This window comes from Burkholderia sp. RF7-non_BP4 (assembly GCF_001521935.1).
Lineage (GTDB): Bacteria > Pseudomonadota > Gammaproteobacteria > Burkholderiales > Burkholderiaceae > Burkholderia > Burkholderia diffusa.
In genome coordinates this window covers 26,090-51,009 of the sequence record NZ_LOTA01000034.1, presented here as the reverse complement: position 1 = coordinate 51,009, position 24,920 = coordinate 26,090, and the positions used below count along the sequence as shown (strand labels likewise).

Below are 24,920 nucleotides of genomic sequence, written 5' to 3'. Positions count from 1 at the left end.
GTGCATCCCCAATATTTAGCTGCATCAAATCAGGCGGCGGCCGACTGGCCGCCGCCTGACGCTTCAGAAATGGATTAACCGAGCCAGGTCGTTGAACAGCGCGATCGCCGACAACGCGACGATGCAGATCAACCCGGCTCTTTGCAGAATCAGCTGCCAACGCTCCGAGACGGCTTTCCCGGTCGCGGCTTCAACCAGATAATATAACAGATGCCCCCCGTCCAAAACGGGAATCGGCAGCAAGTTCAGCACCCCGAGGCTAATGCTGACAAGGGCGAGGAACGACAGGAAGGCCGACGGACCGAGCCGCGCGCTCTTGCCGGCGTAGTCGGCGATCGTCACCGGGCCGGACAGATTCTTCAGCGACGCATCGCCCGTGATCATCCGTCCGAACATCTTCAGCGAGTAAACCGCAATGTCCCACGTGCGGTGCGCGCCGAGCCGCAAACTCTCGATCGGCCCATAGCGCACGTCGACCGACGGCGTGTGCATCGACAGCGCCGCGCCGATGCGGCCGATCTGCTGCCCCGTTTCATCGTCGCGCTGCGCTTGCGGCACGATCGACACCGTCCGGGCGGCGCCGCCACGCTCGACCTGCAGTTCGACCGCCTGGCCCGCATGGTGCTTCACCGCGTCGATGAAGCGCGATGCACCGCCGATCGGATTGCCGTCGAGCGCCAGCAGCTTGTCGCCGGCCTTCAGGCCCGCCTGCTCGGCCGCGCTGCCGGGCTGCACCGACGCCACCGACAGCGTGCCGCCGCCGGTCTCGAAGCCCAGGTGCATCATGAAATCGTCGTCGAGCTGGCTTTCGGGAACATTGCGCAGGTCGACGCGGAAGTCGAACGTCGACGCGCCGCCGTCGCGCGCGCCGAGCACGACCTCGCGATGATCGAACGCGGCGGACAGCAGCTTCCAGCGCAGGTCCGACCACGAGCGCACCGGCACGGCCTCGCCACCTTGCGCGTCACCTACGCGCGCGTCGCGGATCGACACGATCGTCTCGCCGCCGTCGAAGCCCGCGTGGGCCGCCACCGTGCCGGCGGCCGGCGGCGCGAGCACCGCGGCCGGCTCGGTCACACCGGTTGCGAATACGACGGAAAACAGGACGATTGCCAACAGGAAGTTCGCGATCGGGCCGGCGGCGACGATCGCGATGCGCTTGAACACCGATTGCCGGTTGAACGCCTGATCGAGTTCCTCGGGCTTGACGCCCGCCCCCGGCTCGCGCTCGTCGAGCATCTTCACGTAACCGCCGAGCGGCAACGCCGAGAGCGTCCATTCGGTGCCCGTCCTGCGGCTGACCCAGCGCGCGACGGGCTGGCCGAAACCGATCGAGAAACGCAGCACCTTCACGCCGCACCAGCGCGCGACGCGATAATGTCCGTACTCATGCACGACGACCAGCACCCCGATCGCCACCGCAAACGCGATCAGTTCGACCAGCACGTTCATGAGCACCTCATTCAGACAGCGCGCTCCACGCGTGGCGCAGGCGCTTTCGCAATGATCTCGGCGGCGAGGCGGCGTGCCTCGGCGTCCGCCGCAAGGACGTCTTCGAGCCCGTTCGGGTTACGGTTCGGCAGTGCGTTGAGCACCGCATCGACCGTCGCCGCGATCGCCATGAAGCCGATCCGGCGCTCGAGAAATGCTTCGACCGCGATTTCGTTCGCCGCGTTCAACGCGGCGCTCGCGATACCGCCCTCCTCAAGCGCCTTCAGCGCGAGTGCGAGGCACGGGAAGCGCGTGTAGTCGGGCTTCTCGAACGACAGCTGCGCGATCTGCGCGAGGTCGAGCTGGTCGACACCGGCGTCGACGCGCTCCGGGAACGCGAGCGCGTGCGCGATCGGCGTGCGCATGTCGGGGTTGCCGAGCTGCGCGAGCACCGAGCCGTCGCGGTACGACACGAGCGAATGGATCACGCTCTGCGGGTGGATCAGCACGTCGATCCGGTCGCCGGGCAGGCCGAAAATCCAGTGCGCCTCGATGACTTCGAGGCCCTTGTTCATCATCGTCGCGGAATCGACGGAAATCTTGCGGCCCATCACCCAGTTCGGGTGCTTGCATGCTTCGTCCGGCGTCACGTCGACGAGCGTGGCCGGCTCACGCGTGCGGAACGGGCCGCCCGACGCGGTCAGGATGATCTTCGAGATCCCGCCGTGCTCGTTCTCGTCGCGCGGCATGCACTGGAAGATCGCGTTGTGTTCGCTGTCGACCGGCAACAGGATCGCGCCATGGTCGCGCACGGCGTCCATGAAGATCGCGCCCGACATCACGAGCGATTCCTTGTTCGCGAGCAGGATGCGCTTGCCGGCGCGCGCGGCCGCGAGGCTCGGCGCAAGGCCGGCCGCGCCGACGATCGCGGCGACGACCGTATCGCAGCCATCGCTCTTCGACACGTCGACGAGCGCCTGCGGCCCGTACAGCACCGTGGTCTTGCTGCCCGCCGCGCGCAATTTCGCCTCGACGTGCGCGGCCGTGCTCGCATCGCCGACCACCGCGATTTCGGGTGCGAAGCGCAGGCACTGCTCGACGAGCTTGTCGCCGTTGCGGTGCGCGGTCAACGCGTAGACCGAGAAACGCTCGGGATGGCGGGCGACCACGTCGAGCGTGCTGTCTCCGATCGAGCCCGTGGAACCGAGCAGTGTCAGACGTTTTTGCATAGCAGAAATAGTGGTTTAACCAAGCAGCAGCATTGCGAGCGGCAGCACCGGCAGCAGCGCGTCGACGCGGTCGAGCACGCCACCGTGACCGGGCAGCAGGCCGCTCGAATCCTTCACGCCCGCCTGACGCTTGAGCAGCGACTCGAACAGGTCGCCGATCACGCTGTAGACGACCAGCAGCGTCAGCGCGGCCCACGCGCCGGGCATCCCGTAGCGCGCGGCGAATGCGGAAAACAGGGTCGGCTCGAACCAGTGCGCGGCCATCGCGACACCCGCGACGACCATCACGGCGAACCAGCCGCCGATCGCGCCTTCCCAGCTCTTGCCGGGACTGATCGTCACGGCCAGTTTACGCTTTCCGAAGGCCTTGCCCGCGAAGTATGCGCCGATATCGGCCAGCCAGACGACCAGAAGCAGCGACAGCACGAACGCAACGCCCTGCGCGCGCGCCGCGACGACCGCATGCCAGCAGGCCGCGAACACCACGAGCCCGGCCGCGAGCAGGAACGGCCGCCACACGCCGCCCGCGAGCTCCGGCTTGCGCCGCAGCGAGAACGGGCCGACCAGCAGCCAGAACACGCCGGCCGCCATGAAAAGGGGACGGGACGAAGTGGCTTCGACGCCGAGCGGCGCGGTCGCCGCGAGCGCCAGCGCCGCGACGATCGCGTAGACGACCGAGCCGGTCGCGCCGAGCTTGAGCAGGCGCGCCCACTCCCACGCGGCGAACACGAGCACGACGCCGATCAGCGCGCCGAACGCGGCGAGCGGCGCGAACAGCGTCACCGGCAGCAACACTGCCAGCATCACGACCGCCGTGATCACACGGGTCTTCAGCATGAAAGGGAATCGGCGTTCTGCGATTGGGGTTCGAGCTGCGCGCTGGTGCGCCCGAAACGGCGCTCGCGCTCGGTATACGACGCGATCGCGTCGGCCAGCGCCGCGCCGTCGAAGTCCGGCCAGTATTTGTCGGTGAAATAGAATTCGGCGTATGCGAGCTGCCACAGCAGGAAATTGCTGACGCGCTGCTCTCCGCCGGTGCGGATGAAGAGATCGGGCTCCGGCGCATAGGCCATCGCCAGGTGCGGCGCGAACGCGTCTTCGGTCACGTCGACCTCGCGTCCCTCGCGCACGGCCTGCTCGACGAGTTTCTTCGTCGCCTGCAGGATGTCCCAGCGGCCGCCGTAGTTCGCGGCGATCGTCAGGGTGAGACGGGTGTTGCGCGCCGTCTTGGTTTCGGCACGGCGGATCAGTTCGCGGATGCGCGGCTCGAAGCGCTCGAGATCGCCCACCACCCGCAGGCGGATCCCGTTCGCATGCAGCTTGCCGATCTCGCGCTCGAGCGCGGTGATGAACAGCCGCATCAGGAACGACACTTCGTCGTTCGGCCGGCGCCAGTTTTCGGAACTGAACGCGAACAGCGTCAGGTATTCGACGCCGGCGCGCGCGCAGCCTTCGACCACCGCCCGCACGGCATCCACGCCGCGGGTGTGCCCCGCGACGCGCGGCAAGCGGCGTTCGGTCGCCCAACGGCCGTTGCCGTCCATGATGATCGCGATATGACGCGGCACGGCGCCGACGTCAGGCACGCGAACGGTAGAGCTGGTATAGGTCATGGCCGTTGAGACAGTAATGCGGGAAGAAGGCGGCGCGCGAGGACGGTCGTCAGACCGTCATGATCTCGGCTTCCTTGCTCTGCACGAGCTTGTCGACTTCGGCAACGTGCTTGTCGGTCAGCTTCTGCACGTCGTCGCTCGCACGGCGCTCGTCGTCTTCCGAGATTTCCTTGTCCTTCACGAGCTTCTTGAGCGCTTCGTTCGCGTCGCGGCGCAGGTTACGGATCGCAACCTTGGCCGTTTCGCCTTCGCTCTTGACAACCTTGGTCAGCTCGCGGCGGCGCTCTTCCGTCAGCGCGGGCATCGGCACGCGGATCAGGTCGCCGGCCGTCGCCGGGTTCAGGCCGAGATCGGCTTCGCGGATGGCCTTCTCGACCTTCGCGACCATGTTCTTTTCCCACGGCTGCACGCCGATCGTGCGTGCGTCGACGAGCGTCAGGTTCGCAACCTGCGAGATCGGCACCATCGAACCGTAGTAGTCGACCTGCACGTGATCGAGCAGACCGGTATGCGCACGGCCCGTACGGATCTTCGCCAGATCGTTCTTGAACGCTTCGATCGAGCGCTGCATCTTCTGCTCTACGCCCTTCTTGACATCAGCGACACTCATTTCAACCTCCAAACCTTCCAACCTTCAAAGAACGCGGGCCCTGCCCGGCGCGCCACGCACCGCGGCCGGCAACCCACGCCGCTTGCCCGCATCCGCGGGAGTTTACACGTGGACGAGCGTACCTTCGTCCTCGCCCAGCACGATACGCTTGAGCGCGCCCGGCTTGTTGATCGAAAACACGCGGATCGGCAGCTTCTGGTCGCGGCACAGCGCGAAGGCCGTCGCGTCCATCACCTGCAGATTGCGGCTGATCGCCTCGTCGAAGCTGATCGTCGTGTAGCGCGTGGCCGACGGATCCTTCTTCGGATCGGCAGAATATACGCCATCGACCTTGGTCGCCTTCAATACGACCTCGGCGCCCACTTCCGAACCGCGCAGCGCGGCGGCCGTGTCCGTCGTGAAGAACGGGTTGCCCGTGCCGGCCGCGAAGATCACGACCTTGCCTTCCTCGAGCTGGCGGATCGCGCGGGGCCGGATGTACGGCTCGACGACCTGGTCCATGCGCAGCGCAGACTGCACGCGCGCGACGATGCCGGCGTGACGCATCGCGTCCTGCAGCGCCAGCGCGTTCATCATCGTCGCCAGCATCCCCATGTAGTCGGCCGTCGCGCGGTCCATGCCGGCCGCACCGCCCGCGACACCGCGGAAAATGTTACCGCCGCCGATCACGACCGCGAGCTGCGTGCCGAGACCCACGACTTCGGCGATATCCGCCACCATCCGCTCGATCGTCGCGCGATTGATGCCGAAGGCATCGTCGCCCATCAGCGCTTCGCCGGAGAGTTTGAGGAGGACGCGTTTATAGGCATTGGACATAGGGGCTTCCGAGCGACGAGAGGATGACAACCACGAACTGTAGGGGCGAAATACTGATTCGGGCAAGCACCGACGGTCGGACGGGGGTTCCCGGCCGGCCGGCGGCGCCGCCGGCCGCGGCGGAGCGGACGCCCGCCGCGGATACTGCCTGACTGCTTACTGCTGCTTTGCTGCTGCGACTTGCGCGGCCACTTCGGCGGCAAAGTCGTCCTGGCGCTTCTCGATGCCTTCGCCGACGACGAACAGCGCGAACTTCTGCACTGCCGCATTCGCTGCCTTCAGCATCTGCTCGATCGTCTGCTTGTCGTTCTTCACGAACGTCTGGTTCAGCAGCGACACTTCCTTCAGGTACTTCTGGACGCTGCCGTCGACCATCTTCGCGACGATTTCAGCCGGCTTGCCCGATTCGGCAGCCTTCTGCTCGGCAACACGGCGCTCCGTCTCGATCAGCTCCGCCGGCACGTCGGCCGACGACAGCGCGACCGGCTTCATCGCGGCGATGTGCATCGCGACGTCCTTGCCGACCTGCTCTTCCGCACCCGTGTACTCGACGATCACGCCGATACGCGCGCCGTGCAGGTACGTTGCGATCTTGTTCGCGGTTTCGAAACGGACGAAACGGCGGATCGACACGTTCTCGCCGATCTTGCCGATCAGGGCCAGACGCACTGCGTCGACCGTCGAGCCGTCGAGCGGCAGTGCCGACAGCGCTGCCACGTCGGCCGGGTTTTGCGTCGCGACGAGTTCCGCGACCGTCTTCGAGAATGCGAGGAAGTCGTCGTTCTTCGCGACGAAGTCGGTTTCGCAGTTCAGTTCGACCAGCGCGCCCGCGTTGCCGCCGACGAACGATGCGACGACGCCTTCGGCCGTCACGCGCGATGCCGCCTTGCTCGCCTTGTTGCCGAGCTTCACGCGCAGCAGCTCTTCAGCCTTGGCCAGATCGCCGTCGGCTTCCGTCAGCGCCTTCTTGCACTCCATCATCGGTGCGTCGGTCTTTGCGCGCAGTTCTGCCACCATGCTTGCGGTAATTGCCGCCATCATTCGCTCCTTGAGTCTGTATTCACAACGCCGCCCGCTTGGACGCGAACGGCCGAAAATCGTTTCCGGACCCGCGCCGATTCGGCGCGATCAGGTCCGGCGCACAAGCTTAAAAAAAGGGGGCCTGTTGAGAGCCCCCTTTTTGCGCCGGCTCGGGGCCAGTTACGCGTTTTCCTCGACGTACTCGTCGTCGCCACGCGCTGCCTGGACCACTTCGTTGACCGCGTTCGCACGGCCTTCCAGGATCGCGTCGGCCACGCCTTCGGCGTACAGCGCGACTGCCTTGCTCGAGTCGTCGTTACCCGGGATCACGTAATCCACACCTTCCGGCGAGTGGTTCGTATCGACCACGGCGATGACCGGCACGCCCAGCTTGTTCGCTTCCGTCACGGCAATCTTGTGGTAGCCGACGTCGACGACGAAGATTGCGTCCGGAATGCCGCCCATGTCCTTCACGCCGCCGATCGACTTCTGCAGCTTGGCGATTTCGCGTTCGAACAGCAGCGCTTCCTTCTTGCTCATCTTCTCGAGCTCGCCTGCCTCGACTGCCGCTTCCATGTCCTTCAGGCGCTTGATCGAAACCTTCAGCGTCTTGAAGTTGGTCATCATGCCGCCGAGCCAGCGTGCGTTGACGTACGGCATGCCCGCGCGCTGCGCTTCCTGGGCGATCGTGTCACGCGACTGACGCTTCGTGCCGACGAACAGGATCGTGCCGCGGTTCGCTGCCAGCTGGCGCACGTACTTCTGTGCGTCCGTGAACATCGGCAGCGTCTTTTCGAGGTTGATGATGTGAATCTTGTTGCGGTGACCGAAAATGAACGGAGCCATCTTCGGGTTCCAGAAACGGGTCTGGTGACCGAAGTGGACACCCGCTTCCAGCATTTGGCGCATCGTGACTGCCATGTAAATTCTCCACGAGGGTTGGGTCTTAAGCCGGCTGCCGTACCGCCGCGCGAACGCGCCCCGAAGGACCCTCGTTCCGCGCGGCCGGCACCCTGGTTGCGCCGGCTTGCGATTCGGCACGTGCGAAAATGCCCGTGCCGCAAGCCTTTCATCGCCATGCCGCCCTGCACCGCCCGATGACGGGCATGTTCGGCATTTGGATGTCGACTTAGCCAGAGAGTATAGCACGCCGATTTGTCGGCTCTCAAGTCGCCCGGCACTTTCGCTTGCCGCGCGGCAGTCGGCCGGACAATCCGCGAAAACCCGCATCGGCACCGCCGGCAGGGGCTGCGAGGCCCGCCATAAGGTGCGATAATCCGTCAATTCACCGCATTCCAGGCATACCTCGATGGCTATTACGCTCAAAAACGAACACGACATCGCCGAGATGCGCGTCGCCTGCCGTCTCGCGAGCGAAGTGCTCGACTTCATCACGCCGCACGTCGTCGCGGGCGTCACGACCGCCGAACTCGACCGGCTCTGTCACGAATTCATGCTCAACGAGCAGGGCACGATCCCCGCGCCGCTGAATTATCAGCCGCCCGGCTATCCGCCGTACCCGAAGGCCACCTGCATCTCCGTCAACGACGTGATCTGCCACGGCATTCCGGGCGAGAAGGTGATCAAGAACGGCGACGCGCTGAACATCGACATCACCGTGATCAAGAACGGCTACTTCGGCGACACCAGCCGGATGTTCATCGTCGGAGAGGGCTCGATCCTCGCGAAACGCCTCGTACAGACCACCTACGAGTGCATGTGGCTCGGCATCGACCAAGTCAAGCCCGGCGCCCACCTCGGCGACATCGGCTACGCGATCCAGAAGCATGCGGAAGCGCAGGGCTACAGCGTCGTGCGCGAATACTGCGGCCACGGCATCGGCACGGTGTTCCACGAGGATCCACAGGTCGTCCACTACGGCCGTCCGGGCACCGGCATCGAGCTGAAGGCCGGGATGATCTTCACGATCGAGCCGATGATCAACGCCGGCAAGCGCGATATCCGCACGATGCCCGACCAGTGGACGGTCAAGACGCGCGACCGCAGCCTGTCCGCGCAGTGGGAGCACACGGTGCTCGTCACCGAGACGGGCTACGAGGTGCTGACCGTGTCCGCCGGCACGCCGGCGCGCCCGGTGTTCGCGCAACCGGCCGCCGCGGTCTGAGCGCCGCCGCGCCAACCCGCCCCGCCCCTGACCTGCTGACCTGAACGGCCCGCCCATGAGCGCTCACGCCGCCCCCTCGCCCGAAGCGCTGTCGCGGCGCGCCGAATTCAAGGCCGCCAAGGCCGACATGCTCGAGCGCTTTCGCAGCGCGACGAACGTCGCGTCGCTGATGCACGCACTGTCGAAACTCACCGACGACGTGCTCAAGCGCGTGTGGGACGACTGCGGGCTGCCCGCGACGCTCGCACTCGTCGCCGTCGGCGGCTACGGGCGCGGCGAGCTCGCGCCCTACTCCGACGTCGACATCCTCGTGCTGCTGCCCGATGCGCACGACGCGGCGCTCGACGCACGCATCGAGCGCTTCATCGGGATGGCATGGGATCTCGGCCTCGAGATCGGCAGCAGCGTGCGCACGGTCGCCCAATGCATCGAGGAAGCATCGCAGGACGTCACCGTGCAGACCTCACTGCTCGAGGCGCGCCGCATCGTCGGCAGCACCGCGCTGTTCGAGCGCTTCACCGTGCGGTATCACGAGGCGCTCGACGCGCGCGCGTTCTTCACCGCGAAGGTGCTCGAGATGCGCCAGCGCCACGCGAAGTTCCAGGACACGCCGTACAGCCTCGAGCCGAACGTGAAGGAAAGCCCGGGCGGGTTGCGCGACCTGCAGACGATCCTCTGGATCGCGCGCGCGGCCGGCTTCGGCAGCAGCTGGCGCGAGCTCGACACGCGCGGCCTCATCACCGATCGGGAGGCGCGCGAGCTGCGCCGCAACGAAGGATTCCTGAAGACGCTGCGCGCGCGGCTGCACGTGATCGCCGGCCGCCGCCAGGACATGCTCGTGTTCGACCTGCAAACGCAGGCCGCCGAGAGCTTCGGCTACCAGCCGACGCAGGCCAAGCGCGCAAGCGAGCAACTGATGCGTCGTTACTACTGGGCCGCGAAAGCGGTCACGCAGCTGGCGACGATCCTGATCCAGAACATCGAGGCGCAGCTGTTTCCCGCGACGAGCGGCATCACGCGCGTGCTGTCGCCCGATCGCTTCGTCGAGAAGCAGGGCATGCTCGAGATCGTCGACGACGGCGTGTTCGAACGCCATCCGGACGCGATCCTCGAAGCGTTCCTGCTATACGAGGCGACCCGTGGCGTGAAGGGTCTGTCCGCCCGCACGCTGCGCGCGCTGTACAACTCGCGCGAGATCATGAACGACACGTGGCGGCGCGATCCGCAGAACCGCCGCACGTTCATGCAGATCCTGCAGCAGCCCGAAGGCATCACGCATGCGTTCCGGCTGATGAACCAGACGAGCGTGCTCGGCCGCTATCTGCTGAATTTCCGCCGCATCGTCGGCCAGATGCAGCACGACCTTTACCACGTGTACACGGTCGACCAGCACATCCTGATGGTGTTGCGCAACATTCGCCGCTTCGCGGTGGCCGAGCACGCGCACGAGTACCCGTTCTGCAGCCAGCTGATCGGCAATTTCGAGCGCCCGTGGGTGCTGTATGTCGCGGCGTTGTTCCACGACATCGCGAAGGGCCGCGGCGGCGATCACTCGACGCTCGGGATGGCCGACGCGCGGCGTTTCTGCCGCGAGCACGGGATCGCCGGCGACGACGCGGCGCTGATCGTGTGGCTCGTCCAGCATCACCTGACGATGAGCCAGGTCGCGCAGAAGCAGGACACGAGCGACCCGGAGGTCATCAAGCGCTTCGCCGAAGTCGTCGGCAACGAGCGCTACCTCACCGCGCTCTACCTGCTGACCGTCGCCGATATCCGCGGCACGAGCCCGAAGGTGTGGAACACGTGGAAGGGCAAGCTCCTCGAAGACCTCTACCGGATCACGCTGGCGGTGCTCGGCGGCGCCAATCCCGACGCGCATTCGGAACTGAAGTCGCGGCAGGAGCAGGCGCTCGCGCTGCTGCGCCTCGAGACCGTGCCCGACGACGCGCACCGCGCGCTGTGGGATCAGCTCGACATCGGCTTTTTCCTGCGCCACGACGCGGCCGACATCGCATGGCAGACGCGCGTGTTGTACCGGCACGTGAACGCCGAAACTGCGATCGTCCGCGCGCGGCCGTCGCCGATCGGCGACGCGCTGCAAGTGCTCGTGTACGTGAAGGACCGCCCCGACCTGTTCGCGGGCATTTGCGCGTACTTCGACCGCAACGGGCTGTCGGTGCTCGATGCGCGGGTCAGCACGACGCGGCACGGCTATGCGCTCGACAACTTCATCGTCACGCAGACCGAACGCGACGTGCGCTACCGCGACATCGCGAATCTCGTCGAACAGCAACTCGCGACGCGCCTTGCCGAAACCGCGTCACTGCCTGAGCCGTCCAAGGGTCGCCTGTCGCGGCTGTCCCGGACGTTTCCGATTACGCCGCGCGTCGACCTCCGGGCCGACGAGCGCGGTCAGTACTACATCCTGTCCGTGTCCGCCAACGACCGGCCGGGCCTTCTCTATTCGATCGCGCGCGTCCTGGCCGAGCATCGGGTCGGCGTCCACGCGGCGCGGATCAATACGCTCGGCGAACGCGTCGAGGACATCTTCCTGCTCGACGGTGCCGGCCTGTCCGACAACCGCTTGCAGATCCAGCTCGAAACCGAATTGCTGCGCGCGATCGCAGTCTGAATGAATCCCAGCGTTTATGCGCACCAAATTGACCGTCAAGAATCCGCGGCCGGCGTCGCCGACCCGCGCACCCGTCCGCTCCGGCAGCCTCGTCGCCCGCAAGGCGGTGCGCCCCGCCGCACCGGCCGCGGCCGACAAGCCGCCGCGCCCGAAGAAGGCCGCCGCACCGGCTGCCGCCGGCGAGCGTGCGTTCAAGCCGCGCGGTGCGGAGGGCCCGGGTGCGGAACGCGCTCCGGCGAAGCGCGCGCCGCGTGACGGCGGCGCCGAGCGCGGCTATCGCAGTGACGCGAAGCCCGGCGGCCGCGCCGAACGCGGCGACGCCCGTCCGTATCGCGGCACCGACGGCAAGCCCGATGCGCGGCCGCGCCGTGCGGGTACCGAAGGCGGCGCACGTGCGCCCTATCGTGACAAGGCAGCCGGTGAAAGCGAAAGGCGCAGCTTCGGCGAACGCCGCACGTCCTCCGACCGCCCGGCTCGCCGCAGCGACGACGATGCGCGCCCGCGCCGCGCAGGCGCCGAAGGCGCTGCACGTGCCCCCTACCGCGACAAGGCAGCCGGCGCAGGCGAAAAGCGCAGCTTCGGCGAACGCCGTACGTCCTCCGACCGCCCGGCTCGCCGCAGCGACGACGATACGCGCCCGCGCCGCGCAAGCGCTGAAGGTGGCGCACGTGCGCCCTACCGCGACAAGGCAGCCGGCACAGGCGAAAAGCGCAGCTTCGGCGAACGCCGTACGTCGTCCGACCGCCCGGCTCGCCGCAGCGACGACGATACGCGCCCGCGCCGCGCAGGCGCTGAAGGCGGCGCACGTGCGCCCTACCGCGACAAAGCAGCCGGCGCAGGCGAAAAGCGCAGCTTCGGCGAACGCCGCACGACATCCGACCGCCCGGCACGTCGCAATGACGACGATGCGCGCCCGCGCCGCGCAGGCGTCGAAGGCGCTGCACGCGCACCCTACCGCGACAAGGCAGCCGGTGCAGGCGAAAAGCGCAGCTTCGGCGAACGCCGCACGTCGTCCGACCGTCCGGCGCGCCCCGCACGCGACAACGAACGTAGCGGCACCGAACGCCGCTCGACCGGCGCCGCGCTGAAGACCGCGCAACCGGTCAAGCGCCGCGCCGCCGACGTCGACCACGGCGACGAAACGGGCCTGATGCGCCTGTCGAAGCGCATGTCCGAACTCGGCCTGTGCTCGCGCCGCGAAGCGGACGAGTGGATCGAAAAGGGCTGGGTGCTCGTCGACGGCGAACGCATCGACACGCTCGGCACCAAGGTCCGCCCGGACCAGAAGATCGAGATCGACGAGCGCGCGAGCGCCGCGCAGGCCGCGCAGGTGACGATCCTGCTGCACAAGCCGGTCGGCTACGTGTCGGGTCAGGCCGAAGACGGCTACGAGCCGGCATCGGTACTGATCACGCGCGCGAACCAGTGGAGCGGCGACCGCTCGCAACTGCGCTTCTCGCCGCAGCATCTGCATGCGCTCGCGCCGGCCGGGCGGCTCGACATCGATTCGACCGGCCTGCTCGTGCTGACGCAGAACGGCCGGATCGCGAAGCAGCTGATCGGCGAGCAGTCGGACATCGACAAGGAATACCTGGTGCGCGTGCGCTTCGGCGAACGGCTGATCGACATCGACCAGCACTTCCCCGCGGAATCGCTCGCGAAGCTGCGCCACGGTCTCGAGCTCGACGGCGTCCCGCTGAAGCCCGCGATGGTGAGCTGGCAGAACGGCGAACAGCTGCGTTTCGTGCTGCGCGAAGGCAAGAAGCGCCAGATCCGCCGCATGTGCGAACTGGTCGGCCTCGAAGTGATCGGCCTGAAACGCGTGCGGATGGGCCGCGTGATGCTCGGCGCGTTGCCGCAAGGGCAATGGCGCTATCTGTCGGCTGACGAGTCGTTCTGACGGCGGGCACGCACTGCGTGCCGCACAATGCAAAAAGCCCGCGCAAGCGGGCTTTTTCGTTTCGGTACGGCGACGGCGCGCGCGGCCGCTTGAAGGTCAGTCGTCGTCGGCCGGATCAAGCCCCGGAAACAACACTTCGGTGAAGCCGAAGCGCGTGAAGTCGGTGATCCGCATCGGATACAGCTTGCCGATCAGGTGATCGTATTCGTGCTGGACGACCCGCGCGTGGAAGCCTTCGGCGACGCGGTCGAGCTTCGCGCCGAACTGATCGAAGCCGCTGTAGCGCACCTTCGCATAGCGGCTGACGACGCCGCGCATGCCCGGGACCGACAGGCAGCCCTCCCAGCCCTCTTCCATGTCCGGCGGCATGTACTCGAGCTTCGGGTTGATCAGCACCGTCTCGGGCACCGGCGGTGCGTCCGGATAACGGTTGTTGCTGCCGAAGCCGAAGATGATGATCTGCAGACCGACGCCGATTTGCGGCGCGGCAAGCCCCGCACCGTTCGCGTGATGCATCGTCTCGAACATGTCCGCGACGATCTCGTGCAGTTCGGGGGTATCGAACCGCTCGACCGGCTTGGCGACTTCGAGCAGGCGCGGATCGCCCATCTTCAGGATCTCGCGAATCATGGCGTGTTGCCCTCCAGGAGTTGGTGCAGTCCGTCTTCGTCCAGCACGGGGATGCCGAGTTCCTCGGCCTTCGCGAGCTTGCTGCCGGCGTCAGCGCCCGCGACCACGTAATCCGTCTTCTTCGATACCGAGCCCGCGACTTTCGCGCCCGCCGCTTCGAGCATCTCCTTCGCCGCGTCGCGCGTGAGCGTCGGCAGCGTGCCCGTCAGCACGACCGTCTTGCCGGCGAGCACGCCCTGCGGCGCCTTCGGCGCGGGCGGGCCTTCGGGCCACGTGACCTTGCCGGGCGCACGCAACTGCTCGATCACCGTGCGGTTGTGCTCTTCCGCGAAGAACTGGTGCAGCGACTCGGCCACGATCGGACCGACGTCGTTCACTTCGAGCAGTTCCTCGATCGACGCGTCCATGATCGGCGTCAGCGACCCGAAATGCTTCGCGAGATCCTTCGCGGTCGATTCGCCGACATGGCGGATCCCGAGCCCGTAGATGAAGCGCGCGAGGGTCGTGTGCTTCGCCTTTTCGAGCGAGTCGAGCAGATTCTGTGCGGACTTCTCGGCGAACCGGTCGAGTTCCGCGAGCGTCGCGAAACCGAGATTGAACAGGTCGGCCGGCGTGCGCACGAGGTTCAGCTCGACGAGCTGATCGATGATCTTCTCGCCGAGCCCGTCGATGTCGAGCGCGCGGCGCTGCGCGAAGTGCCACAGCGCCTGCTTGCGCTGCGCCGGGCAAAACAGGCCGCCCGTGCAGCGCGCGATCGCCTCGTCGGGCAGGCGCTCGATCTTCGAGCCGCATACCGGGCACTCGGTCGGCATCACGAACTCGGCCGCATCGGCCGGCCGGCGATCGAGCAGCGCGCCGACGACTTCGGGAATCACGTCGCCCGCGCGCCGCACGATCACGGTATCGCCGATCCGGATGTCCTTGCGGCGCACTTCGTCCTCGTTGTGCAGCGTTGCGTTGGTTACCGTCGCGCCGCCGACGAACACCGGCTCGAGCCGCGCGACCGGCGTGATCGCGCCCGTGCGGCCGACCTGCACGTCGATCGCGACGAGCTTCGTCAATGCTTCCTGCGCGGGGAACTTGTGCGCGAGCGCGAAGCGCGGCGCGCGCGACACGAAGCCGAGGCGGTCCTGCTCGTCGCGCCGGTTGACCTTGTACACGACGCCGTCGATATCGTACGGCAGCGATTCACGCTTCTCGCCGACCTTGCGGAAGAAACCGAGCAGGCCGTCGGCGCCGAGCACGACCGCGCGTTCGCGGTTCACCGGCAGGCCGAGCGACTCGTACCAGTCGAGCAGCGCGCTGTGCGTGTCCGGCATCGGCATCCCGTCGAGCACGCCGATCCCGTACGAGAAGAACGACAACGGACGCTGCGCGGTGATCTTCGGGTCGAGCTGGCGCAGGCTGCCAGCCGCCGCATTGCGCGGATTCGCGAATTCGCGCTGCTCGGCCGCGCGCTGGCGTTCGTTCAGGCGTGCGAAATCGCGCTTGAACATCAGCACCTCGCCGCGCACGTCGAGCACGGCGGGCACGTGCGCGCCCTTCAGCTTCAGCGGGATCGAGCGGATCGTGCGGACGTTCTCCGTCACGTCCTCGCCGGTCGTGCCGTCGCCGCGCGTCGATGCCTGCACGAACACGCCGTGCTCGTAGCGCAGCGAGATCGCGAGCCCGTCGAACTTCAGCTCGCATGCGTATTCGACGGGATCCGTCACCGAGCCGGCAAGATCGGTCGTCTTGCCGAGCGCATCGGCGACGCGCTTGTCGAACGCGGCGATGTCCTCGTCGGCGAAGCCGTTGTTCAGCGACAGCATCGGCGCGTCATGGACGACCGGCGTGAAACCGCTCGCCACTTCGCCGCCGACGCGCTGCGTCGGCGAATCTGGCGTCACGAGCTCGGGATGATCGGTTTCGAGCTGTTGCAGCTCGCCGAAGAGCCGGTCGTATTCGGCGTCGGGCAGATCCGGCTGGTCGAGCACGTAATAGGCGTAATTCGCCCGCTCGAGTTGATCGCGTAGCCACGCGGCACGCGCGTCGGGGTGGCTGGCTGGCGGTTCGGCTTGGGTTCGGGCCATGCTGGCGGCAATTCGCTCTGAAAAATCGGATGTTCGATTATCTCAGTTTGACGCCGCGGCGGGGGCGCGCGATGCGTGCCGCGCAGGCGCGTTGCAGTGCACACGGACGATGTGTTTGCGGCGCTGCAACGACAACGGGCGACGGCACCGCAGGCCGTCGCCCGTGAAACGCGTTACTGACTGAAGAGGCGGCGCGTGACCGGCGAACCGGCCGGGATGCCCGCTTCCTCGAGCTTCGCGTACAGCTTCATGAGTTGCTGGTCGATCGCAACCAGCGTCGATTCCGGCAGCGGCCGGCGCGAATCGTCGACGACCCGCGCACCGATCCGCTCGGACAGCGACTTCGCGTAGTCGCACATCAGCCGGAACGGCAGGATGTCCTCTTCGGCAACCGGCACGTCGAGCACCAGCGTGATCATGTTGCCGCCCTTGTAGGTCAGGTCGTCACGCAGGAAGTTCGTGTCGCCGAACTGCAGCATGAACACGGGGTTCTGCTTCGCATCGAGCTTCACGAAGCGCGTGCCGTCGCGCGACAGCAGCAGCCCGTCCTGGGAAGCGACGGCCTGCACGTAGTTCGCCGACCACGGCGCGCCGTCCGACATCACGTTGATCGACAACTGCGCGTCGCACTGCGCGGCAAAGCCGTCGAGTTCGCGCGCCATCGCGACCGTCTCCATCATGTCCGGGAATTCCGGTGCGCCGTCGATCGCGTCGGCGAACTGCTGGACGCCCGTCACGAATTCGGAGAATTCGAGTTCGTTCAGCGCGCCGCTGCGGTTCGCGAGCTGGGCCGCGGCACGCAGCTCTTCATAGCGCACGCCGTTCTGCAGCAGTTCCCACTGGCCGCCTTCCGGCTTGCCCTCGATATGCACGGGCTTGCTGCCCGCGCGGCGCAGCCGCTGCGCGACCGGCAGGATCTTGTCGCCCGGCAGCGGCGCGCCGAGGCGAATCGGCACGATGCAGTCGATCCGGCGGTCGACGATCGCGGGCGGCGCCGACGAAATCGTCGTCGCGGCGGGCAGCACGGGTTCAGCCGGTTCGTTCGATGCATCGGCGGCCGGTGCTTCCTGCGTGGCGGCGACCGCACCTTCGTCGACGGCCTGCTCGGCCGACTCGGCCGACGCCGACGGCGCGTCGACGCCGGTGGCCTCGGCCTGCAGGTCGGCCGGCGTGTCGGCAGGCGCCACGCCACCGAAGGTCGGCTCGACGCGCGCGGCGTCGGCCGACGCGCTCGCGGCAGCGGCGGCCGGTGCCGGCGCCGCGGATTCGCGGCGCACGGGCTGGCGCACCGGCTCGATGAACGGCAGCTCTTCGTCGCGCTCGGGGCGATTCATCGCCTCGGCCGTCTCTTCCGGCATCGGGCGCGGCATCCTGCGCCGCACCTTCGCGCCCTGCCACGCGTTGTAGACCACGACGCCGCCCACCACGACGGCGCCCGCGCCGATCAATCCGAGTGTCAACTCGTCCATGCACGCTCCATCAGCAATTCTTGTTCGTCGGACTCGCGAACGGGCGCCCATGCGCCGCGCGAACGCGGTCCGGTTTCGTCAAACGTCAATTCTGGGCAAAACCCGCGGCGGTTTCCATGTCCACCGCGACGATCCGCGACACGCCCTGCTCCTGCATCGTCACGCCGATCAGTTGCTGCGCCATCTCCATCGCGATCTTGTTGTGAGAGATGAAGAGGAACTGCGTCTTGTCGGACATCGCGCGCACGAGATTCGCGAAACGCTCGGTGTTCGCGTCGTCGAGCGGCGCGTCGACCTCGTCGAGCAGACAGAACGGCGCCGGGTTCAGCTGGAACATCGCGAACACCAGCGCGGTGGCGGTCAGCGCCTTTTCGCCGCCCGACAGCAGGTGGATGGTCGCGTTCTTCTTGCCCGGCGGCTGCGCCATCACCTGCACGCCCGCGTCGAGGATCTCGTCGCCCGTCATGATCAGCTTCGCCTGGCCGCCGCCGAACAGGCGCGGGAACAGGTCGCTGAAGTGACGGTTGACCTCGTCGAACGTGCCCTGCAGCAGCGTGCGGGTTTCCTGGTCGATCTTGTGGATCGCATCCTCGAGCGTCGTGATCGCGTCGGTCAGGTCGGCCGACTGCGCATCGAGGAACACCTTGCGCTCGCTCGCGGCTTTCAGCTCGTCGAGCGCGGCCATGTTGACCGGGCCCAGCGCGTTGATCGCGTTGTTCAGGCGCGTGACCTCGCCCTGTAGGTACGACGGTTTCAGGTCCGGCGTCAGCTTCTCGCGCAGCGCTTGCTCGTCGACCTCGGCGGCCGCGAGCTGCTCGGCAAACTGCTCGACGGACAGGCGCGCGGCCTGCTCCTTCAGCTGCAGCTCGGTGATGCGGTCGCGCAACGGCTGCAGCGAACGCTCGGCGACGAGACGCTGCTCGTCCGAGGCGCGCAGCTTTGCCGTCAGGTCGTCGAGCTCGATCCGCGCGGCCTGCAACGCCTCTTCCTTCACCGCGCGAATTTCGAGCGCGTCCTGCAGCCCCGTGTGCGCGGTCTGCTCGTTGATCGTTTCGAGTTCGGCGCGCGCGTCTTCCAGCGACGCGGCGACGCGCTCGCTCTGCTCGTGCGCGACCTGGATGCTGCGCTTGAGCTCGTCGATCCGCGTGACCGCGTTGCGTGCGGCGAAGCGTGCGTCGTTCGCGCCGCGCTCGAGGTCGCGCGCTTCCTGGCGCGCCTGCGTCAGCGATTCGTCGAGCGCCTCGAATGCGAGCTGGTTGTCCTCGAAGCGCGCCTGCAGTTCGGCGAGTTCGCCGTCGAAACGCTCGAAACTCGCCTCGGATTCCGCGCGCAGCGCGCGCTGCTCGTCGATCTGCGCGCCGATTTCCTCGAGCTCCTCGCGGATCTGCGTGCTGCGCTGCGTGTAGCGCTCATGCGCCTGCGCGAGCTTCAGCACGTCCATCTGCAGTGCGTGTACGCGCTGCGTCGCGCGCTCGGCCTGCGCGCGCATGTCGCCGAGCGCCTGCGTGGCCTGCGTGTGCGCGGCCTCCGCCCGCACGGCGGCGGTGCGGGCCTCGTCGGCGAGCAGCGCCTGCGCGCGCACCTGGCGCGTCAGGTTCTCGATTTCCTGCTGGCGGGCCAGCATCCCGGCCTGCTCCGAATCGGCCGCGTACAGCTGCACGCCGACACGCGTGACGATGTGGCCGGCCTTGACGACGAACGCGCCGCCTGCCGGCAGTTGCGCGCGCGTCGCGAGCGCCTGCGCGACGTCGTCGGCAACGTACACGTTGCCGAGCCAGTCATTCAGCACCGCACGGATGCCCGCATCGTCGATGCGTACGAGCGACAGCACCGGGCGCAGCCCGGCCGCGGCGGCCGGCGGTTCACCGGCCGCGGGCGGCGCGTAGAACGCGAGCTTCGCGGGCGGCGCGTCGGTCGCGAACGCCTTCACCCAGTCGAGATTCGACACTTCGAGCGCAGCCAGACGCTCGCGCAGCACGGCCTCGAGCGCCGCTTCCCAGCCCGCCTCGACGTGCAGCTTCTTCCAGAGACGCGGCAGCGCGCCGAGCTCGTGCTTGTCGAGCCACGGCTGAATCTTGCCTTCGGTCTGCACGTTCTCCTGCAGCTGCTTGAGCGCGGCGAGCCGCGCCTCGAGCTGATGGATCTGCGCGCTTTCGGCCTGTACGCGCTCCTGCGCGGCACGGCGTTCGCCGTCGAGGCGCGGCAGCGCGTCCTGCGCATCGGTGAGGCGTGCCTGGGCTTCGGCGAGGATCTCTTCCTGCTCGGCGAGCTGCATGCGCAACTCCTCGAGCTGCGCTTCGTCCGGTGCGTCGAGCCCGCCCGCCTCGGACTTCAGGCGTTCGTGGCGCTGCTGAAGCTGCTGGAGCTGCTGGTCGGCATTGCGCTGGTGCGCGGCCTCGAGCTTCAACGACTGTTCGGTCTGCGCGATCCGCGCGCGTTCGTCGTTGAGCTGCGCCTGCGCATCGCGCCATTTCGCCTCGAGCGCCGGGAGCGCGTCGTGTTTCGCGGCCGCGTTGTCTTCAGCGAGCGCGGCCTTCTCGTCGGCCATCGCCCGCGCTTCTTCCGCTTCCTCGAGCTCGTCCTGCGCCTTCTCGGCCTGCGCGCGCCATTGCTCGCGCTGCGCGTTCAGCGCGGCGATCTGCGCCTGCACGCGATTGCGCGATTCGACGATGAACTTGATCTCGGCCTCGAGGCGGCTCACTTCGGCGTTCGCCTCGTAGAGCGCACCCTGCGCGCCCTGCATCGCGTCGCTCGCCGAATAATGCGCGACCCGCAACGTCTCGAGCTGCGACTCGACCTCGCGCAGCTTTGCCGTCTGCGCCTCGAGGTCGATCTGCGCCTGCTCGATCGCGCGCTGCTGCTTCTGCTGCTCGCTCGCGGCCTCGTTCTTGCGCAGCAGCCACAACAGGCGCTGCTTCTCCTCGCCGTCGGCGACGAGTTCCTTGTATTTGGTCGCGACGACGGCCTGCGCCTCGAGCTTCTCGAGGTTCGCGCCGAGCTCGCGGACGATGTCCTCGACGCGCGTCAGGTTCTCGCGCGTGTCGTGCAGGCGGTTCTCCGTCTCGCGGCGGCGCTCCTTGTACTTCGACACGCCGGCGGCTTCCTCGAGGAACACGCGCAGCTCTTCCGGCTTCGCCTCGATGATCCGCGCGATCATGCCCTGGCCGATGATCGCGTACGCGCGCGGGCCGAGGCCCGTGCCGAGGAAGATGTCCTGGATGTCGCGGCGGCGTGCCGGCAGGTTGTTGATGTAGTAGCTCGACGTGCCGTCGCGCGTCAGCACGCGCTTCACGGCGATCTCGCCGTACTGGCCCCACTGCCCGGCCGCGCGGCCGTCGGAGTTGTCGAAGATCAGCTCGACGCTGGCCCGGCTGCCGGGCTTGCGTGCGGTCGAGCCGTTGAAGATCACGTCCTGCATCGACTCGCCGCGCAGCTCGGACGCGCGCGACTCGCCGAGCACCCAGCGCACGGCATCGATGATGTTGGACTTGCCGCACCCGTTCGGGCCCACCACGCCGACAAGCTGGCCCGGAACCTGGAAATGCGTGGGATCGACAAAGGATTTGAAGCCAGCGAGTTTGATCGAGCTCAGACGCACGGCGGTATCGGATGTGAAGAAGGTGTGAAACGGACGGGGCCGCGACGCGCGGGGCCGGACGGCCCGTGCGCGCGATGCGCCCCGGAATTCAAAAGCGGGGCCGCGCGCATCCAGCGTTGGGCCCCGCAAACGGCTTCCATCATACCATCGCGCGTGCGCCGTCCCGCCCGTCGCCGGGTTTGCCCGATGCCGGCGCGGCACGATGGACCCGGCTCGACAGCAGCGTCGCCAGCACGATGCATGCGCCGCCCGCCCATTCGCGCGCCGTCGGCAGTTCGTTCGCGAACACCCACGCGGACAGCGCGGTGATCACGATCTCGAACAGCATGATGATCGACGCGCGGTTCGCCGGCACGCGCGCGAGGCCATATTGCACGAGCAGGTTGTTCGCCGCCATCGTCACGCCGATCGCGGCGACGATCAGCGCGGCGACGCCGAGCTGGCCGCCCGCCGGCGCGGCCGGCAGCCCCTCGAACAGCGATGCGATCGCGCCGAAGACCGCCGCGCCGCCGAACAGCGTCGCCGTGCGCATTTCGGCGCGCATGTCCGGCAGCTCGCGGCTCGCCTTGATCACGAGCACGTTGCTCATCGCGAAACTCAGGCCGGCCGCGAGCCCCGCCCATTCGGCCGGATTGGCCGGCAGCGGCATGCCGAGCTTCGGCGACCACAGCATCAGCATCGCGCCGCCGATCGACAGCGCCGCGAGCCCCACGCCGGCCCAGGTCAGCCGCTCGCGCAGCAGGAAATGCGCGTAGATCGCGGTCCAGGCGGGCGTCAGGTAGAACAGCAGCATCACGCGCAGCACTTCGCCGTGGATCGTGCCCCATACGAAGCCGAGGTTCGTCACGCCCGCCATGATCGCGATGCCCGGCAGCACCCAGTGCCAGCGCAGCGTGGCGATCGTGCGGTGCCGCACGACCACCACGAACAGGAAAGCAACGGCGCTCGTCAGCGCGCTCGCCAGCGTGCCGGTGAGCCCGAGCGACGCGAGGATCCGCAGCGGATACCAGATCAGGCCCCATACCGACGCGCCGATCAGGATGGCCAGCGTCGGCAGGCTGCCGCGTACCGCGTTATTCATTTGGTTCGATACCCTTTATTCGACCGGCCCGGCCGCCGTTCCGGCGGGCCGTGACCGCATTGCATCACGCTATAATCGTCCGTTGCGACCCGCGCGCCGTCGGCGCCCGCTCGCAGCCGTGCGGCACCCGCGCCGCCCCTTTCGCTCCAACCGGCCGCGATGGCCGCTTCGCCCGTGAACCCTCGACTCGACTCGCTCCAGCCCTATCCCTTCGAAAAGCTGCGCGCCCTGTTCAAGGACGTGACGCCCTCCGCCGGCCTGAAACCGATCAGCTTCGGCATCGGCGAGCCCAAGCACCCGACTCCGGCGCTGATCCGCGACGCCGTGGTGGCTTCGCTCGACGGCCTCGCGTCATATCCGGCCACGGCCGGCTCGGACGCGCTGCGCACGTCGATCGCGCACTGGCTGGAGCGCCGCTACGGGCTGCCGGCGATCGACCCGGCCACGCAGGTACTGCCCGTGTCGGGGTCGCGCGAGGCGCTGTTCTCGCTCGCGCAGACGGTGATCGACGCGCGCCCGACTGCGGACGGCGAGAAGGCGATCGTACTCTGTCCGAATCCGTTCTATCAAATTTACGAAGGCGCGGCGCTCCTGGCCGGTGCCGAACCCTATTTCGCGAACAGCGACCCGGCGCGCAACTTCGCGTGCGACTACGCGGCCGTGCCCGATGAAGTCTGGGCGCGCACCCAACTGCTGTACGTGTGTTCGCCGGGCAACCCGACGGGCGCCGTGCTGACGCTCGACGACTGGCGCGAGCTGTTCGCGCTGTCCGACCGCCACGGCTTCGTGATCGCATCCGACGAGTGCTATTCGGAGATCTACTTCGACGAAGCGGCGCCGCCGCTCGGCGGCCTCGAGGCCGCGCACCGCCTCGGTCGCGGCTTCGAGCGGCTCGTGATGCTGTCGAGCCTGTCGAAGCGCTCGAACGTGCCGGGCATGCGCTCGGGCTTCGTCGCCGGCGACGCCGCGCTGCTGAAGAAATTCCTGCTCTACCGCACGTACCACGGCGCCGCGCTGTCGCCGGTCTGGCAACACGCGAGCATCGCCGCGTGGAACGACGAGGCGCACGTGCGCGAGAACCGCGCGCTGTACCTGCAGAAGTTCAGCACGGTCACGCCGATGCTGGCCGACGTGATCGACGTGAAGCTGCCCGACGCCGCGTTCTACCTGTGGGCCAATGTCGCGCGCACCGGCCTGTCGGATACCGAGTTCGCCCGCCGCCTGTACGCCGACTATAATGTGACGGTTCTGCCCGGCTCGTATCTGGCGCGCGATGCGCACGGCACGAATCCGGGCCGCGATTTCATCCGGATCGCGCTCGTCGCGGGCACCCCCGAATGCGTCGAGGGCGCGCAACGCATCGTCGATTTCTGCCGGGCTCTCGCGCGGTAAGACGTCCATCCCGATCAATTCCATTCATCTCCTGCGAAAACGAACATGTCGCAACAACTTCAGCAAATCATCGATACCGCCTGGGAAAACCGCGCCGAGCTGTCGCCGAAGGCCGCGCCCGCCGACGTCCGCGAAGCCGTCGCTCACGCGATCGAGCAACTCGACAAGGGTGCACTGCGCGTCGCCGAGAAGATCGACGGCAACTGGACCGTGCACCAGTGGCTGAAGAAGGCCGTGCTGCTGTCGTTCCGCCTGGAGGACAACGCACCGATGCCGGCCGGCGGCTACTCGCAGTTCTACGACAAGGTGCCGTCGAAGTTCGCGAACTACACGGCCGAAGACTTCGCCGCGGGCGGCTTCCGCGTCGTGCCGCCGGCCATCGCGCGCCGCGGCTCGTTCATCGCGAAGAACGTCGTGCTGATGCCGTCGTACACCAACATCGGCGCATACGTCGACGAAGGCACGATGGTCGACACGTGGGCCACGGTCGGCTCGTGCGCGCAGATCGGCAAGAACGTGCACCTGTCGGGCGGCGTCGGCATCGGCGGCGTGCTCGAGCCGCTGCAGGCGAACCCCGTCATCATCGAAGACAACTGCTTCATCGGCGCGCGCTCGGAAGTCGTCGAAGGCGTGATCGTCGAGGAGAACTCGGTGATCTCGATGGGCGTGTACCTCGGCCAGAGCACGAAGATCTACGATCGCGAAACGGGTGAAGTCAGCTACGGCCGCATCCCGGCCGGCTCGGTCGTCGTCGCCGGCAACCTGCCGTCGAAGGACGGCTCGCACAGCCTGTACTGCGCGGTGATCGTGAAGAAGGTCGACGCGAAGACCCGCGCGAAGGTCGGCCTGAACGAGCTGCTGCGAGGCGACTGATGGCCAAGCCGCGCACCGTGGTCGTCTACGGCATTCCGAACTGCGACACCGTGAAGAAGGCCCGCGTGTGGCTCGACGATCACGGCGTCGAGTTCGAGTTCCACGACTTCAAGAAGCTCGGCGTCAGCGCACCGCTCGTCGAGGACTGGCTGAAGGACGTGTCGCTCGACGCGCTCGTGAACAAGCGCGGCACGACGTGGCGCGGCCTGGACGACGCCATGAAGGCGGCCGCGGAAACGAAGTCCGGCGCGGTCGCGCTGATGATCCACAAGCCATCGGTCATCAAGCGCCCCGTGCTCGTCGTCAACGGCCGCGTGAAATCGCTCGGTTTCGTGGCCGATCAGTACGCGGCGCTGTTTGCCGCCTAGGGCCGCCCGCGCTGCGCCCGCGCCGCGCTCGACGCCCCATCGCTGCCGGCCACCGCGCCGG

At 67.6% G+C, this 24,920-nt stretch carries 19 protein-coding genes; 6 read left to right on the top strand and 13 right to left on the bottom strand.

The genetic code is table 11. The features are described from left to right. Positions 1-63 precede the first annotated feature (63 nt). From rseP to rpsB, 8 genes are all read right to left on the bottom strand, one after another. Positions 64-1,452: an RIP metalloprotease RseP gene (gene rseP / locus WS49_RS14050; RefSeq protein WP_059529326.1), complete on the bottom strand. Its 1,389-nt coding sequence runs from the start codon at positions 1,450-1,452 to the stop codon at positions 64-66. Between the two features lie 11 nt (positions 1,453-1,463). Continuing rightward, positions 1,464-2,660 (bottom strand): 1-deoxy-D-xylulose-5-phosphate reductoisomerase, encoded by a 1,197-nt coding sequence (locus WS49_RS14045; RefSeq protein WP_059529323.1) that lies wholly within the window; start codon positions 2,658-2,660, stop codon positions 1,464-1,466. A gap of 15 nt (positions 2,661-2,675) precedes the next feature. Further along, complete coding sequence (locus tag WS49_RS14040) at positions 2,676-3,497, bottom strand: phosphatidate cytidylyltransferase (protein ID WP_059529320.1); 822 nt, start codon at positions 3,495-3,497, stop codon at positions 2,676-2,678. Next, complete coding sequence (gene uppS / locus WS49_RS14035; protein ID WP_006758563.1) at positions 3,491-4,273, bottom strand: polyprenyl diphosphate synthase; 783 nt, start codon at positions 4,271-4,273, stop codon at positions 3,491-3,493. The genes WS49_RS14040 and uppS overlap by 7 nt, the downstream gene beginning before the upstream one ends. Positions 4,274-4,322: 49 nt before the next feature. Beyond that, a complete protein-coding gene (frr, locus tag WS49_RS14030; protein WP_006752152.1) occupies positions 4,323-4,883 on the bottom strand; it encodes a ribosome recycling factor in 561 nt (186 codons plus the stop codon). Between the two features lie 102 nt (positions 4,884-4,985). Continuing rightward, positions 4,986-5,699, bottom strand: a complete 714-nt coding sequence (gene pyrH, locus WS49_RS14025; protein WP_011885142.1) for a UMP kinase — start codon at positions 5,697-5,699, stop codon at positions 4,986-4,988. Between the two features lie 156 nt (positions 5,700-5,855). Continuing rightward, positions 5,856-6,737: a translation elongation factor Ts gene (gene tsf, locus WS49_RS14020; RefSeq protein ID WP_034188848.1), complete on the bottom strand. Its 882-nt coding sequence runs from the start codon at positions 6,735-6,737 to the stop codon at positions 5,856-5,858. Between the two features lie 162 nt (positions 6,738-6,899). Next, the gene (rpsB, locus tag WS49_RS14015) at positions 6,900-7,640 is read right to left on the bottom strand and encodes a 30S ribosomal protein S2 (protein WP_006483818.1); all 741 of its coding nucleotides are present in this window, start codon (positions 7,638-7,640) and stop codon (positions 6,900-6,902) included. Between the two features lie 388 nt (positions 7,641-8,028). Between rpsB and map the strand changes: the two genes are divergently transcribed. From map to WS49_RS33560, 3 genes are read left to right on the top strand one after another with little or no spacing between them, the layout of a single operon-like run. Then, a complete protein-coding gene (gene map, locus WS49_RS14010; RefSeq protein WP_012328760.1) occupies positions 8,029-8,844 on the top strand; it encodes a type I methionyl aminopeptidase in 816 nt (271 codons plus the stop codon). A 55-nt stretch (positions 8,845-8,899) separates the two neighbouring features. Then, the gene (locus tag WS49_RS14005) at positions 8,900-11,476 is read left to right on the top strand and encodes a [protein-PII] uridylyltransferase (protein WP_059529317.1); all 2,577 of its coding nucleotides are present in this window, start codon (positions 8,900-8,902) and stop codon (positions 11,474-11,476) included. 16 nt (positions 11,477-11,492) lie between these two features. Beyond that, positions 11,493-13,376 (top strand): pseudouridine synthase, encoded by a 1,884-nt coding sequence (locus tag WS49_RS33560; protein WP_082725518.1) that lies wholly within the window; start codon positions 11,493-11,495, stop codon positions 13,374-13,376. Between the two features lie 96 nt (positions 13,377-13,472). Here WS49_RS33560 and def read toward each other — a convergent pair whose 3' ends face one another. The 5 genes from def to WS49_RS13975 all read right to left on the bottom strand — a co-directional run bounded on the left by def (position 13,473) and on the right by WS49_RS13975 (position 22,226). Next, on the bottom strand, positions 13,473-14,006 hold the full coding sequence (gene def / locus WS49_RS13995) for a peptide deformylase (protein WP_059511077.1): 534 nt from the start codon (positions 14,004-14,006) through the stop codon (positions 13,473-13,475). Then, complete coding sequence (gene ligA / locus WS49_RS13990) at positions 14,003-16,078, bottom strand: NAD-dependent DNA ligase LigA (RefSeq protein WP_059529314.1); 2,076 nt, start codon at positions 16,076-16,078, stop codon at positions 14,003-14,005. Before ligA ends, def begins: the two co-directional genes overlap by 4 nt. Before the next feature lie 173 nt (positions 16,079-16,251). Beyond that, positions 16,252-17,547 (bottom strand): cell division protein ZipA C-terminal FtsZ-binding domain-containing protein, encoded by a 1,296-nt coding sequence (locus WS49_RS13985; protein ID WP_059529311.1) that lies wholly within the window; start codon positions 17,545-17,547, stop codon positions 16,252-16,254. An 85-nt stretch (positions 17,548-17,632) separates the two neighbouring features. Further along, the gene (gene smc, locus WS49_RS13980) at positions 17,633-21,145 is read right to left on the bottom strand and encodes a chromosome segregation protein SMC (protein ID WP_059529308.1); all 3,513 of its coding nucleotides are present in this window, start codon (positions 21,143-21,145) and stop codon (positions 17,633-17,635) included. A gap of 139 nt (positions 21,146-21,284) precedes the next feature. Continuing rightward, entirely contained in the window at positions 21,285-22,226 is a 942-nt protein-coding gene (locus WS49_RS13975; protein WP_059529305.1) for a DMT family transporter, read from the bottom strand. A gap of 159 nt (positions 22,227-22,385) precedes the next feature. Between WS49_RS13975 and dapC the strand changes: the two genes are divergently transcribed. Genes dapC through WS49_RS13960 form a run of 3 tightly spaced genes read left to right on the top strand, consistent with a single transcriptional unit; the run spans position 22,386 to position 24,859 of the window. Beyond that, positions 22,386-23,618: a succinyldiaminopimelate transaminase gene (dapC, locus tag WS49_RS13970; protein ID WP_059529303.1), complete on the top strand. Its 1,233-nt coding sequence runs from the start codon at positions 22,386-22,388 to the stop codon at positions 23,616-23,618. A 45-nt stretch (positions 23,619-23,663) separates the two neighbouring features. Beyond that, a complete protein-coding gene (dapD, locus tag WS49_RS13965) occupies positions 23,664-24,491 on the top strand; it encodes a 2,3,4,5-tetrahydropyridine-2,6-dicarboxylate N-succinyltransferase (protein WP_006478479.1) in 828 nt (275 codons plus the stop codon). Next, entirely contained in the window at positions 24,491-24,859 is a 369-nt protein-coding gene (locus WS49_RS13960) for an ArsC family reductase (RefSeq protein ID WP_044847939.1), read from the top strand. The genes dapD and WS49_RS13960 overlap by 1 nt, the downstream gene beginning before the upstream one ends. Positions 24,860-24,920: the final 61 nt, after the last annotated feature.

What these genes read in the sequence shown, in the direction of transcription:
- WS49_RS13960 (WP_044847939.1), top strand. Translation starts at nt 24,491, where the DNA reads ATGGCCAAGCCGCGCACCGTGGTCGTCTACGGCATTCCGAACTGCGAC.
- frr (WP_006752152.1), bottom strand. Translation starts at nt 4,883, where the DNA reads ATGAGTGTCGCTGATGTCAAGAAGGGCGTAGAGCAGAAGATGCAGCGC.
- WS49_RS33560 (WP_082725518.1), top strand. Translation starts at nt 11,493, where the DNA reads ATGCGCACCAAATTGACCGTCAAGAATCCGCGGCCGGCGTCGCCGACC.
- rpsB (WP_006483818.1), bottom strand. Translation starts at nt 7,640, where the DNA reads ATGGCAGTCACGATGCGCCAAATGCTGGAAGCGGGTGTCCACTTCGGT.
- WS49_RS14045 (WP_059529323.1), bottom strand. Translation starts at nt 2,660, where the DNA reads ATGCAAAAACGTCTGACACTGCTCGGTTCCACGGGCTCGATCGGAGAC.
- WS49_RS13985 (WP_059529311.1), bottom strand. Translation starts at nt 17,547, where the DNA reads ATGGACGAGTTGACACTCGGATTGATCGGCGCGGGCGCCGTCGTGGTG.
- uppS (WP_006758563.1), bottom strand. Translation starts at nt 4,273, where the DNA reads ATGACCTATACCAGCTCTACCGTTCGCGTGCCTGACGTCGGCGCCGTG.
- def (WP_059511077.1), bottom strand. Translation starts at nt 14,006, where the DNA reads ATGATTCGCGAGATCCTGAAGATGGGCGATCCGCGCCTGCTCGAAGTC.
- dapC (WP_059529303.1), top strand. Translation starts at nt 22,386, where the DNA reads ATGGCCGCTTCGCCCGTGAACCCTCGACTCGACTCGCTCCAGCCCTAT.
- WS49_RS13975 (WP_059529305.1), bottom strand. Translation starts at nt 22,226, where the DNA reads ATGAATAACGCGGTACGCGGCAGCCTGCCGACGCTGGCCATCCTGATC.
- WS49_RS14040 (WP_059529320.1), bottom strand. Translation starts at nt 3,497, where the DNA reads ATGCTGAAGACCCGTGTGATCACGGCGGTCGTGATGCTGGCAGTGTTG.
- rseP (WP_059529326.1), bottom strand. Translation starts at nt 1,452, where the DNA reads ATGAACGTGCTGGTCGAACTGATCGCGTTTGCGGTGGCGATCGGGGTG.
- WS49_RS14005 (WP_059529317.1), top strand. Translation starts at nt 8,900, where the DNA reads ATGAGCGCTCACGCCGCCCCCTCGCCCGAAGCGCTGTCGCGGCGCGCC.
- map (WP_012328760.1), top strand. Translation starts at nt 8,029, where the DNA reads ATGGCTATTACGCTCAAAAACGAACACGACATCGCCGAGATGCGCGTC.
- ligA (WP_059529314.1), bottom strand. Translation starts at nt 16,078, where the DNA reads ATGGCCCGAACCCAAGCCGAACCGCCAGCCAGCCACCCCGACGCGCGT.
- tsf (WP_034188848.1), bottom strand. Translation starts at nt 6,737, where the DNA reads ATGGCGGCAATTACCGCAAGCATGGTGGCAGAACTGCGCGCAAAGACC.
- dapD (WP_006478479.1), top strand. Translation starts at nt 23,664, where the DNA reads ATGTCGCAACAACTTCAGCAAATCATCGATACCGCCTGGGAAAACCGC.
- pyrH (WP_011885142.1), bottom strand. Translation starts at nt 5,699, where the DNA reads ATGTCCAATGCCTATAAACGCGTCCTCCTCAAACTCTCCGGCGAAGCG.